Raw genomic sequence first — 12,793 nt, 5'->3', positions numbered from 1 at the left:
AGCGGTATGGAGTGAGATCACTCATTCAACTCATATATAGAAAAATCGTACTTTATACCACTTGGGTTAGGAGGACGGAATATGTCAATAGTGGACAAAGAGACAGCAATCGATTGTTGTCTGCTCGCGGGACGTCTTATGATGGAAGCTGGAGCTGAGACGTACCGTGTAGAAGATACAATGGCACGAATGGCTGAAACACAGCAGTTGTCAGCCACTCATAGTTTCGTTACGCCGACAGGTATTATTTTTTCACCAGGTAGTCCGCATCATACGAAGCTGATTCGGATAAAGGACCGGACGACGGACCTTGAAAAAGTTGCACTCGTTAATGACGTTTCACGTAAGCTATCTGCAAATGAATATACACTTGAAGAAGCGTATACTAAGCTCCAAGAAATCGAAAAAACAAATGTCATGTTTCCGCTTTGGCTACAAATTATCGCAGCAGCTGTCGCTAGTGGATCCTTTCTAATCTTGTATGGCGGTCTTTGGACAGATGTCCCCGCCGCTATCTTTGCGGGAGGTGTTGGATACGTCATAGTGACAAAAATACATGAGTTGACAAGGGTGAAGTTTTTTGCGGAATTCGTTGGCTCATTATTTATAGGGCTTATCGGATTTGCAGCGGTGCAAACTGGACTAGGATTGGAACTCGATAAAATTATCGTTGGATCGGTCATGCCGCTCGTTCCAGGCTTACTCATTACGAATGCAGTGCGCGATTTGATGGCGGGTCATTTTATGTCGGGATTGTCAAAAGGGGCGGAAGCATTTCTGACGGCATTTGCAATCGGAGCTGGCGTAGCACTTGTTTTATCTTTCTGAATGGAAAAGGGGTTTGAGTTTTGACGTGGATTGTACAAGCAATTCTTAGTTTCCTTGCTGCAACAGGGTTTGGAATTATATTTAATGCCCCACGTAGAATGTTGTTTTATTGCGGTTTTGTAGGGATGACGGGTTGGCTTATTTATAGCCTGTTTAATGGAATATCGGGAGATCCTATGCAGGCTTCATTCCTGGGCGCGTTCATGGTTGCACTCGTTGCCCATATTTTTGCTAAGCGTTTTCGTACGCCAATGATCATATTCAGTGTCGCTGGAATCATTCCGCTCGTGCCGGGGGGAATGGCTTATAATGCGATGCGGCATATCGTTGAAAAAGATTATTTAACGGCAATCTCATTTGCATCGGGTGCATTTATGGTATCGGGTGCGATTGCCATGGGACTAGTTTTTGCGGAAGTAATTATTCAGCTTATTTTCCGGTCCGGTATCGGAAGGAAAAGAGTGAAAAAAATATGAAAAACGGAGTATTCTCCTTATGAGAGATACTCCGTTATATTATTTTATATCCTTAAATTGGATGTCGTTAGAGGGTATCGGCATGCCGATATAATGACCTTGTACGGCATCTGCGCCCATTTTTTCGAGAAGCTTGTACTGCTCCTTTGTTTCAACGCCTTCTGCAATGATGTATAATCCCATCGATTTGCAGAAACGTATCATCCCTTCGACGAGTTTCTGCGTTTTTGGCTGTGTCGTCAAGGAGTCAATAAATACCTTATCAATTTTTACTTTCGTAATCGGTAGATGCTGCATATACCTGAATGATGCATAACCAGTACCGAAATCATCTAGTGCGAACTCGACCCCGGCGTCTTGAAGTTCTTTCATCTGAAGGACGATTGAGTTTTCCTCTTCAGCTTGAAAAGCGAATTTCTCAGTTATTTCAAATTGAATGCAACTTGGGGGGCACTTCGTCTTATTAAGGATGTCTATCACTTTGTTTTTCATTTGTGCATTACTGAACTCGCGAACGGAAGTGTTTACTGAAATATCTACATGACGGCCTTGTTCATTCCACCGTGCGGCGAGGGTCGCAGCTTCCTCAAGTACGAAAGCTCCAATATCGTGAATGAGACCGTTCTCTTCCGCGATTGGGATAAGCTCGTCAGGCGTAATAGTGCCAAGATCTTCATCCTCCCACCGAACGAGGGCTTCGTAAAGTGTCACTTCTCCAGACGCAAGATCGAATTGTGGTTGGTAGACTACTTTAAAACTTTGGTGATTTAGGGCAGATAACATTTTTTGGTCGATAATTGCCCGCCGATTTAGCACTTTATGTGAAGCTGCTGAAAGTGAAGAAATCTTACCGCCACCATTATTGATAACATCTTTTGTAGCGGCCAATGCGGCTTTCATAAGATGGTTATAGGTTTTTTGGTCTTCAGGATAGCGGACGACGCCACCGCTAATGGATAACGGAATGGCAATATTATTGATATAAATCGGTTGCTGTTCAAGGAATAGTAGAAAGCCTCGCACATACCAATCACCGAAGGCGGTAAGAACGATAAATTCATTTGCACCGACTCTGGCTATTGGATTATCTTGGAAGTATCGCTTAAGTCTATTTGAAAATGATTTAATAAGTTCTATCTTTGACTCGGATGATTGAAGGTCTTTCAATGTATAATAGTGATCAATGGTTATGAAGACAAATGAGAAACTTTTTGCCTCTTCAATAATTTCTGTCACGGTCGTTTCAAGTTTATAACGACTCATTAGCCCGGTCTCGTAGTCAATGAATGCAATTTGTTGTAGCTGGTCCCGTAACTGTACGTCTTCAGTGATATCCAATTCAAGAAAAGTAACGGAAAACGGTTTATCATGTGACGGCATGCTGGGAATAGCAATCATATTCACGAAATATGGCTTACCCAAACGTGTTATTTTTTCAATCATACCGAACCATGTTTTCCCGGCCGTTATACTTTTCCAGATGGCATGTGCCTGACTTTGACCTTCAACAGTTTCCGGGAACATTTGCCACAAAGTTATTCCGAGCACCCGCCTTGGTGTCCATTTACTTGTTTCCAAAAAGTTTTTGTTTGCGTAAATAATTGAACCTTCACTATTTGCTCGGGTTACCATATAAAATTGTTCAAGACTATTCATTATGTCCGGCAGTTCCGGCACGAATTGTCCATAATCTGGCTTCATAAAAATGTCCCCTTCCGGATATGGATGATACTACTATTATAGGGAAGTTCTCGTGTCTGTACATCATGAAAGTGATAAATCATTAATTAATTAGCCATATTAGCAGTTTAATAGTCAAATTAGGAGGTGGAAAGACATGGATAGATTAAAAGGCATTGCCCTAATTGTTTCAGGTGCGGTACTTTGGGGGGCAACGGGTCCTATGATGGAATGGATGTTGCTACACAGTGAGATGTCAGTTTCCTTCATGCTGACAGTTCGCCTCCTACTCGCAGGCTCATTTTTACTAGCTATGCTGAAGATGCAGGGGAAGCGCATCACTCTTCCATGGAGACAAAAAGTATGGGCACGCCAACTTCTTCTTTTCGGAGTATTTGGCATGCTCGGGGTCCAATACACATTTGCCGCGTCCATTAATACGAGTAATGCAGTAATTGCGACATTATTTCAGTTCTTGGCACCGATTTTTATTATCATATTTGTAACAGCGTCACAAAAGACCTGGCCACCGATCGTGCAGGTGCTTGGAATGTTCGTGACATTAGTAGGATTACTCCTCCTATTGACTGACGGATCGTTTGCTGGTTTTGCAATGAGTAAAGTTGCTGTTTTTTGGGGACTTGCGCTTGGTTTTGCCTTCTCGTTTTACACGTTATATCCCGTCCGGCTGATGCAGGAATGGGGGGTTTTGCTATCCATTGGCTGGGGGATGATTATAGGGGGGATAACGCTTTTCGTTTTGAATCCATTGACAGTTGTGACCCACTTGGACTATTTAGCAGATTGGACTATAGCGGGCATGCTCCTCCTCGTCATTATCGTAGGAACCGTTGCCTTTATTTTATTCATGAGTAGCATGAAATACATATCACCAGTGGAAGTGAGCATATTGTCGAGCTTTGAACCGCTGACAGCAATGGTTATTTCCGTTATCTGGTTCGGTCAGGTACTTGGCATGTGGCAATTGACAGGGGCGATAATTATGCTTATCGGGGTGACTTGGCTGTCGGTTGCGGGTAGTAGGGCAAAAACATAGAATAGTAGAAGGACCGGTTCCCGTTGGGGGGCCGGTCCTTTTGTTAAAGGTAAAAAGTATAAGTTACTTCGAGTTGCTTCAGTCTTGCTGAAAAGGCATAATACGCCTTTATCCTCAAGAATTCCAGCGCTTTTCGGGGCTAAACGGCGTCTTGCGCTTTTCTTATTCATTGATGTAGTTGATGTAAAGATGTTCGTCTGCGGTGATGATCAAATCTTTTGGAACTAGCAGATGTACAGCAATCTGGCGCTCCGAAGTGTGGTGAGAATTATTCCTTTGTCGGGATGTATGTGTGAACTGACTTAACAGATAGGCTTCCTGATAAGTGGTATAGGTTATTTCGGTAAGGGGTGGTTCTAGGAACGTGACCGAGTCTGTTGTCCATTCTGGTATTTTGTATTTAAGTTGGTTTGAGAAATCGTAATCGTCCAACAGAAGAAGGGGCTTAATGAGTGTTTCTTCAATTAATCCATCATTTTCACTTTTACGTTCTACAATAATTGTTGAATTGATTTCATAGCCTTGTGCGTTCATAAGGAGTATATCTCCTATTATCTGTGTTCTTTTGTCGAGAATATTGGAAGAATCAATGGACTCAATATCCCCGTTTTGTATAGCGCTCGTTAGAAGATTAAGGTATTCATTTGATTTCGCTTTCGGTTGAGTGGTAAATGATTTACTGTCAACTAGTTCTACGGAAATCGCCGCAATGATTAAAATGACTGCATATGTTACCAAAAAAACATACGTCCACTTTTTATTTATCTGCCGTGTTGGTTTTTTTCTTCCTTGCAAGAAGTACCAGATAATTAAGGCTATAAAGATGAGAGATAAAAGACCGGACATTATTTCCTCACCTCCGTTTTAGTTGTAACGCCTATGGAAATGGCGAAAAGCATGATAACTGTTACGATTATTTTCAAAAGGAAAAATAGTAACGATGTTTCAGTACCAAAGAAAGAAACAATACTTGCAATCAGGTCAAGCCCGCCTATATTTAATTGGAGTAGCGGAATCACAACGATTGCTGCAATTAAGAGTGGGAGAACGAACTTGCTGAGCTGGATGAATGAACCCACTACATAACCCAAACTTGCAAACAGCACGGTGTAAAGAACCGAAGTTAGGACCATGGTGAAAAAGTCGATTGGAGAACTGAACAGTCCCGATGTTTCGGTGAACAAAGGATTACTTTGAAATAAAGAGATGAACTTAATGATTGAACCTGCAAGGGTTGCTAGGGTACCGGCGATGACGGACGCGAACAGTAAAAACAGAAAGCTGGATATATTGTGGCTAAGTCGATTGGATACGAAAGAAAAAGCATCGTTACGATAAGCTAATGTAGTGACAAGGATGCCCATTGAAAACGCCCAGAGAAGTGTGAAGACAACGGGCATATCTCCGGTTGAAGAACTATAGTCTACTGTCAGTGTACCCCCGGAAGTGGAACCACCACTTCCGGTTCCAAAACCTAAAAAAATACCAATCAGTTGCATAACAAGAAGTGAACTAAAGACACCAGTATAGGCATTCAATTTATGAAGAAATTGTTTTTTTACGACATCAGTCAGCCGGGGTTCCGTTAAATACATGATCGATTCCTCCTTTTGTTCCGGTTGTCAGTGCAACATATGCATCATCCGCCGAGACAGGGACTAGTTGGATGTCTTGTGTGTGTAGCTTTACTTTTTCATCAGAAGTGAAAGTGTTTTTGACGAGTATTTCACTGAAAGAACCATTTATCTGGCTGCTGAAAATTTCTCTATCCGCAATAAAGGTACTTATTTTTTCTTCTTTCCCAATTAAGCTGACGAACATCCCTTGCAAATCCGTTGTAGGACCGTGAAAAAGGGCGGTTTTATTGTGAATTAATAGAATATCTTCAAGCAAGTCTTCTATCTCCTCAAGGTGATGGCTAGATACTAAAATAGTCCGTGGATGGGCAATATAATCTTTTAGTAATGCACGGTAAAAGTCTTTCCGTGCGACTGTATCCATACCAGTGGTTGGTTCATCAAAAATCGTCAGTGGACAATGGGAGGCAAGACCGATAATGGCATTGAATGTACTTTTCTTCCCTTTAGAAAGATCCATCTGCCGAGCATTCGAATGAAAGCTGAAATGATCGAACAATCGCTGTGCAAGTGGTCCATCCCAGTTCGGATAGAAACGACCTGCCTCTTTCAGAATACCCTTCAACGTCAGTTTGTCCGAAAAACTCATTGAGTCATCAACAAGAATAGAATTCGCAGACACTTTCAAACTGTTGAATGGATTGACTGAAAAAACATGGACATCTCCAGACGTAGCTTGAGTATGTCCTACAACGATTTTCATCAGCGTAGATTTCCCGACACCATTACGTCCAATGATTCCCGTAAGAACACCTTGTCGAATGCTGAAATTCATCTTATTCAACACAGTACGACTACCATAAGTTTTCGTTACATCAATAAATTCAATTACCGTCATATTTGTTCCCCCTTTTTCCTCGCTCTGCTTCAATCATTGACAGCAGATGTGAATCGTCGACACCAAGAAGTGTAGCTTCATTGAGCAATTCCCGAATAAGTCTCCGCAGAGTATCTTCTTTGCGTTTAGACAGTAGTTTGTCGCGAGCATCAGGCTCGACAAACATTCCTAGGCCGCGTCGCTTGTAGACAACTTCCGCTTCGAGCAATAACGTAAGTCCTTTGCCAGCCGTTGCTGGATTAATAGTGAAGATTTCCGCGAGTTGGTATTGTGAATAGACTTTTTCATCGGGGGAAAGGGTGCGGTCAATTATTTCCGTTTCAATCCACTCCGCAATTTGGACGTAAATTGGTTTCGAGCCGTCCATGTTAAGCACCGGTGGCACCTCCTAATCGTTAGTGCATTACTGTTGTAATGTACTATACGTTAATTGGAAATGAAATACAACTCATACATGAAATGTGATCACTTGTAGTCAACATCAATCAATTTTAAGATAACCTACAATTCAGTCGAATTGGCTATACACAATTGGGTCGCTGTGTCATAATAAGTTCTATCGAGAAGTAATTCGTGAAACGAAAGAGTTTTTGGGGGTCAAAAAGATGAAAACAGTTTTTTCATATGCCTGGCCATATAAATGGCCAATCGTTATTGCGTTATTTCTTATGTTACTGGAATTATCTGTAGAGCTAATTCAGCCGTTGCTCATCGCTAAAATTATCGACGATGGCATTATGGCTGGAAATGAGGCTGTTATTTGGACGTGGGGAAGCGTGATGATGGCGCTGGCGTTTGTGGCTTTTTTTTCGGGGGTCATTAATTCATTCTTTGCTGCACATGCGGCGCAAAGTTTTGGATTTGATCTACGACAGGCATTGTTTCGTCAAGTACAAGCGTTTACCATGGCGACATTTCTTCGGTTCCCGACATCGGGACTCATCACACGGTTGACGAGTGACGTCACGATGGCTCAAAACGTCCTATTTATGGGACTTCGGATTATGATGCGTGCACCATTACTCGTAATTGGAAGTTTAGTTATGGCTTTTTTCGTCAATGTGAAACTAGCATTATTTCTTGTAGTTGGGGCTCCGTTTCTGCTGATCTTTCTTTATTTCATGGCGAAAAAAGGGGTCAGTTATTTTTCGCATGTCCAGAACAGGCTTGACCGAGTAAACCGTGTTATCCAAGAAAATTTACAGGCTGTACGACTTATTAAAGCGTTTTTACGTGGGGCTTATGAAGCGAGTCGCTTCTCAAAAGTATCTGATCTGTTAAGAAAAGATACGGTAAAAGCGATGCGGATGATGGAACTAATCTTGCCAATCCTGTTGTTTGTTATGAACGCAAGTTTGATGGCTGTACTATGGTTCGGAGCTATTGAAGTGCGTGATGGCGGCGCGCAGGTGGGGGAACTAGTAGCGATTGTTAACTATGCAATGCGCATGACAGGTGCGTTCTCGATGTTCTCATTCATCATTGTGGCATTCTCGCGTGCAAAAGCATCTTCTGAACGGATGGAAGAAGTTCTGCTTGCGAATGAAGACTTGGAACTCCATAGTTCGGAAAGTACAGGACTGTTACGCAATGAAGGTGATTTGAAATTCGACAACGTGTCGTTCATATATCCAGGTAAGCTGGAACCGATTTTAGATAACGTGTCATTCCATGTTTCACCGGGAGAAAAGCTCGCCATTATGGGGGCAACAGGGTCTGGAAAATCTACATTACTCAATCTTATTCCACGTATTTTTGAAAAAACACAAGGGAAGATCTATGTTAGTGGAACAGAAGTAGAGGATTGGCCGTTGAAAGATTTGAGGGATACGATTGGACTCGTACCGCAGCAATCGATTTTATTTACAGGGTCGATTTTGGATAACTTATCGTGGGGCGATATGGAGGCGGATGTCGACGAACTGGAAGAGGCGGCTAAAAAAGCACAAATCCATGAATCGATTGATCTGTTCCCGTTAAAGTATGGCACAAGGGTCGGACAGAAAGGCGTCAACTTATCGGGTGGTCAGAAACAACGATTATCCATTGCAAGGGCGCTCGTTCGGAAACCATCTATCTTGATTCTCGATGACAGCACAAGTGCACTTGACGTGAAAACGGAAACGGCGCTATGGGATGCGCTTGAAGGGGAAGAAGCGACGATGCTCGTTGTCACACAGAAAATCCGAACCGCACAAGGGGCTGATAAAATCCTCCTTTTAGATGAAGGACAAGTCGTCGGCTATGGAACACATGACGACTTGATGGAGCAGTCCGCACTGTATCAGAAAATTGCGGAATCCCAATCCGATGAGGAGGTGGCAGCCGATGTTACGCGCAATTCGTAAACCGTTCGGCTACGAGCCGATTCTATCGAAGGAAGATATTAATGGTACTGGGAAGAAGAAAAAAGAACGTGCGAGTAACTGGAAATCAGTTCTTTTCCGGATTTGGCAACTTGTCGATGAACAGCGGGGGCAACTCATTGCTGTGCTCACGCTTGTTTTTGTCAGTTCAGTCCTGGCGCTGCTTGGGCCATTGATGATTGGTAAAATTATTGACCATTATATTATTCCGATGAAGTTCGCGGGTTTAGGCGGCAGTATCGGGTGGCTTATCACTATCTATGTAGGCTTATCACTAGCGATGTATTTTCAAAACTATTGGATGGTTGGCGTCGCACAACAAACCGTTTTTCGTTTACGGACGAGTTTGTTTGCTCATCTTCAAAAGCTGCCAGTCACATTTTTTGATAAACGGCAGCACGGTGAACTGATGAGCCGAATTACCAATGATATTGAAAACGTTAGCCAAACACTGAACTCGTCTTTCATCCAAGTATTTTCGAGCATCTTGACACTAACCGGGACGCTTGGGGTCATGCTTTACTTAAGCCCGTTATTGACACTACTCACGATGATCATTGTTCCAGTGATGTTCGTAGCGATTCGGTGGATTACGCGCCGTACGGGACCTTTATTTAAAGAACAGCAGCAAGCAGTGGGCGAGTTAAACGGCATGATTGAAGAAACGATTTCTGGCCAGCGCATTGTCAAAGCATTCTCGCAGGAAGAACGTGTAATGGAAGAGTTTGCGCAGAAGAGTGAGCGACTTCGACGAACGGGTTTTTGGGCGTTGACCTACTCAGGTTTTATCCCCAAAGTAATGAATCTGTTGAACAACGCGAGTTTTGCGGTTATTGCAGGGGTGGGTGGATTGCTTGCGTTAAGAGGGGACGGTGTTATAACGGTGGGGACAATCGTCATTTTCTCTGAATTTGCACGGCAGTTCACACGCCCACTTAATGATCTTGCAAACCAATTTAACACAGTGCTATCGGCAATAGCTGGAGCAGAGCGAGTCTTTAAGATTATGGATGAACCAGTCGAGAAGGATGAAGCGACGGAATATACGGATATGATCCTCAAGGGGGACGTTGAGTTCCGAGATGTTTCCTTTGGTTATGCAGTCGAAACCGATGGCTATACAATTGACAATTTATCATTTCGTGTGAAGGTGGGGGAAACAGCGGCATTTGTCGGGGCCACGGGCGCAGGGAAGACCACAATTATGCAGTTGCTTGCTAGGTTCTATGAAGTTGATAAAGGAGTAATCTATATCGACGGTATCCCGATTAGCAAGTTGCCGCGGCAAACGCTTCGTAGCCAAACGGCATTTGTCTTGCAAGATCCATTTCTGTTCGAAGCAACAGTCCTTGAAAATATTCGTTATGGAAAACTTGATGCGACAGATGAAGAAGTCATTCAGGCGGCAAAACAGGCCAATGCGCATAGTTTCATTAGTCGGTTGGAAGATGGCTATGAGACTATATTGACGGCAGATGGCGGCGAGATCTCACAAGGGCAGAAGCAGTTGCTGTCAATTGCAAGAGCACTCGTTGCAGATCCAGTACTACTCCTTCTTGATGAAGCCACAAGTAGTATCGATACAGTTACAGAGCTAGAAATCCAAGAAGCACTCGATCGCCTTATGGAAGGCAGAACTAGTTTTGTTATTGCGCATAGACTGAATACCGTACGGAAAGCCGATACCGTTTATGTCATGGAGCAAGGGAAACTGATAGAATCCGGAAGCCAAGAAGAATTGATTGAACAACAAGGTGTATTTTACAACATGTTGCTAGAATCGAAAGTATAGAAAAGCGCAAGCGGCCTGCATAAGGCGTGCCGGCGGAGCGGCGTACTTTGCCGCATATCTGGAACGACTTATGACCCGAGCGTTTGGCCGCTGTAGTCTGGACAGTATAGAAAAGCGCAAGCGCCTGTGTAGCTCGTGAAGGAAAAAGGGAAAGACCCGGAAGCCGCCCTTTGGCTTATGGGTCTTTCATCTTTTCCACAGCGAGCTAGGCGCTGTAGTCTGGACAGTCTAGAAAAGCGGAAGCGGCACAAAATAAGGCTACAAGGACATTATATCCTTGTAGCCTTTTATTATTTTACGTCTTCAATATCGAGCAACGTACCATCGTCAAAATCAACATCAAGGTCAAACTTTGAGTAAGTATCCAAACCATACCATTGGAGAATCTTATCAATCACTTCTTGTTGGGGTGTATCTTTTGTGATACGAATTTCTATAAACATTTTACTAAGCTCATCCATCGCTTTATTATCTTTTAGTTTGATATTCTTCAGTTTATTTTCATAATCTGCATCTGCTTTTTCGGTCACATCGTAATCAGCATCAATTGCATCTTTACCATCGACATCGATTTCAAGATCGAATGACGAAAAACCGAATCCATTACCGGTTTCGATGGATCCGCCAGCTTTCTCATCTTCATTAATAATAATTGCTTCTTCACGGTTTGGCTTATCTGCATTTTTCCCGAAGTTGCCGCATCCGCCCATCAGCAATGCACCTGTAATTACGATTGTACCTACAGCATTCAATTTTCTCAAAATACTCACTGCCTTTCGGATTCATTGTCTTATCTATTATTTTGCCTTAAAATCCACTTTCTAAACAAAATACTTGTACAAATAAGAAAAGTGTAAGCGCAGGAGGGCGTTAAACTAAAGGAAGGTAGTTTAAATTAGTGTTTCCCTGTTGCAGAGAGTGGGGATGTAGTTCAATCCCTACCCACTGCTCAAGGTGAAATACAATTTTACTTTTTTATCGTATAAAAAAACCGGCATTTAAGCCGGCTAGTAAAAGTAATGTATAATGTGCGAATATAATTGTGTTAGTTACCATTTCGCGATATGTTCTTCCGAAGTGCCAAGCATGTTGCGGATTTGTAGGGTGGAGCCGTCATGTAAGCGTACTGTTCCGTTGAAGTAACCGACAACTTGATGGACCTCCGTGCGTACTAACCGGACATTCGTCATGGAAACACGTTCAAAAAAAGGTGTAAATGTTATGTTGACTGTATCTGAAAACTTCGTTCGAATTTTCCAAGGCATCATGAAGTTTTTATTATCATATGTAAATAGAACATCCTCATGAATTTTAGTCATCAAACCATCAACAAACACCGCGTTTTCAGTCATGCCTGTCCCATCCGTCCATTTACCACCGAAATTAAGTCCAATGCGACGACCACCAAGACGCTGAGATGCCATCGCCCAGTTCCATTCTGCTTTTCGCGGCCAGATTCCTCTGCCGTAATCGAGAACAGCAAAACTATAATCTGGATTGAAATCGTACCGTTTGTCCCCGATTTTAACGAACCCGGATGTTGGTAATGAATGATGCTTAGCTGTGAACTGGAAAACGTCCCTGCTCCTGGGTATAACAACATTCAATGATTCATCGTTAATTGGATGACCAATATGGAAATCTGCATGTAGTACTTCATTATCAAAGTCTGGGATTGTCACGGACAGATGGGTTTCGCCTTGAATATGTATGATCTGGACAGTTAGATTATCATTCACGAATTTAACGCCATCCAACACGTTTTCAGGCATCTTCACATTGCGCCCAATTGGAATCGTTATTTGCTTTTCATAAAATCGCTGCGTTTCATAATTTAAAATATAGACAAAGCAGACAGCTGCATAATCAAGATGGCTAATCGTTGCGGAAAATAACAAATCTTCCCCGTACACACACCAATAATTCCACTTCTTCTTCCGCATGAAGTGGTTCTTGAGATTGCTCTGGATGAAAGGCTGACGTGCGAAGCCGATTGCTTCTGGATTCAATAACCCTTTGTTGTCACATAACGCAACGGGTTCGGTAATTTCTCTTTCTGCATGCTGCATATAGACTTCCCCCTGCCTATTGTCTTTTTCAAATCATCTTGCTATACTTC

The 12,793-nt window shown here is 42.7% G+C and carries 12 protein-coding genes; 5 read left to right on the top strand and 7 right to left on the bottom strand.

Features of this window, described 5'->3' with window-relative positions; translation table 11 throughout:
• Positions 1–81: 81 nt before the first annotated feature.
• Both H7992_RS22150 and H7992_RS22145 read left to right on the top strand, forming a co-directional pair.
• Entirely contained in the window at positions 82–828 is a 747-nt protein-coding gene (locus H7992_RS22150) for a threonine/serine exporter family protein (RefSeq protein WP_067213355.1), read from the top strand.
• 20 nt (positions 829–848) lie between these two features.
• Entirely contained in the window at positions 849–1,304 is a 456-nt protein-coding gene (locus H7992_RS22145; RefSeq protein ID WP_067213354.1) for a threonine/serine exporter family protein, read from the top strand.
• A 39-nt stretch (positions 1,305–1,343) separates the two neighbouring features.
• Here H7992_RS22145 and H7992_RS22140 read toward each other — a convergent pair whose 3' ends face one another.
• Positions 1,344–3,005 carry a sensor domain-containing protein gene (locus tag H7992_RS22140; RefSeq protein WP_067213351.1) on the bottom strand — a complete coding sequence of 554 codons (1,662 nt, stop codon included), beginning with the start codon at positions 3,003–3,005 and terminating at the stop codon, positions 1,344–1,346.
• A 136-nt stretch (positions 3,006–3,141) separates the two neighbouring features.
• Between H7992_RS22140 and H7992_RS22135 the strand changes: the two genes are divergently transcribed.
• Complete coding sequence (locus tag H7992_RS22135; protein ID WP_187046057.1) at positions 3,142–4,041, top strand: DMT family transporter; 900 nt, start codon at positions 3,142–3,144, stop codon at positions 4,039–4,041.
• Between the two features lie 162 nt (positions 4,042–4,203).
• On the opposite strand, the gene H7992_RS22130 is transcribed toward H7992_RS22135, so the two are convergent.
• From H7992_RS22130 to H7992_RS22115, 4 genes are read right to left on the bottom strand one after another with little or no spacing between them, the layout of a single operon-like run.
• Complete coding sequence (locus tag H7992_RS22130) at positions 4,204–4,887, bottom strand: hypothetical protein (RefSeq protein WP_067213346.1); 684 nt, start codon at positions 4,885–4,887, stop codon at positions 4,204–4,206.
• The gene (locus tag H7992_RS22125; RefSeq protein WP_067213344.1) at positions 4,887–5,636 is read right to left on the bottom strand and encodes a hypothetical protein; all 750 of its coding nucleotides are present in this window, start codon (positions 5,634–5,636) and stop codon (positions 4,887–4,889) included. Before H7992_RS22125 ends, H7992_RS22130 begins: the two co-directional genes overlap by 1 nt.
• Positions 5,608–6,516, bottom strand: a complete 909-nt coding sequence (locus tag H7992_RS22120; protein ID WP_187046056.1) for an ATP-binding cassette domain-containing protein — start codon at positions 6,514–6,516, stop codon at positions 5,608–5,610. Before H7992_RS22120 ends, H7992_RS22125 begins: the two co-directional genes overlap by 29 nt.
• Positions 6,503–6,883: a GntR family transcriptional regulator gene (locus H7992_RS22115; RefSeq protein WP_187048017.1), complete on the bottom strand. Its 381-nt coding sequence runs from the start codon at positions 6,881–6,883 to the stop codon at positions 6,503–6,505. Before H7992_RS22115 ends, H7992_RS22120 begins: the two co-directional genes overlap by 14 nt.
• A 238-nt stretch (positions 6,884–7,121) precedes the next feature.
• Here H7992_RS22115 and H7992_RS22110 point away from each other — a divergent pair, with 238 nt between their 5' ends.
• A complete protein-coding gene (locus tag H7992_RS22110) occupies positions 7,122–8,864 on the top strand; it encodes an ABC transporter ATP-binding protein (RefSeq protein ID WP_187046055.1) in 1,743 nt (580 codons plus the stop codon).
• Entirely contained in the window at positions 8,845–10,674 is a 1,830-nt protein-coding gene (locus tag H7992_RS22105) for an ABC transporter ATP-binding protein (RefSeq protein WP_187046054.1), read from the top strand. The genes H7992_RS22110 and H7992_RS22105 overlap by 20 nt, the downstream gene beginning before the upstream one ends.
• A 290-nt stretch (positions 10,675–10,964) precedes the next feature.
• Here the strand turns inward: H7992_RS22105 and H7992_RS22100 are convergent, their stop codons facing one another.
• On the bottom strand, positions 10,965–11,435 hold the full coding sequence (locus H7992_RS22100; RefSeq protein WP_067213334.1) for a YusW family protein: 471 nt from the start codon (positions 11,433–11,435) through the stop codon (positions 10,965–10,967).
• A gap of 288 nt (positions 11,436–11,723) precedes the next feature.
• Complete coding sequence (locus H7992_RS22095; RefSeq protein WP_067213330.1) at positions 11,724–12,743, bottom strand: DUF2804 domain-containing protein; 1,020 nt, start codon at positions 12,741–12,743, stop codon at positions 11,724–11,726.
• Positions 12,744–12,793 lie beyond the last annotated feature (50 nt).

The organism is Sporosarcina sp. resist (genome assembly GCF_014302295.1).
GTDB classification, from domain to species: Bacteria; Bacillota; Bacilli; order Bacillales_A; family Planococcaceae; genus Sporosarcina; species Sporosarcina psychrophila.
This window is presented reverse-complemented; position numbering and strand designations above follow the sequence as displayed.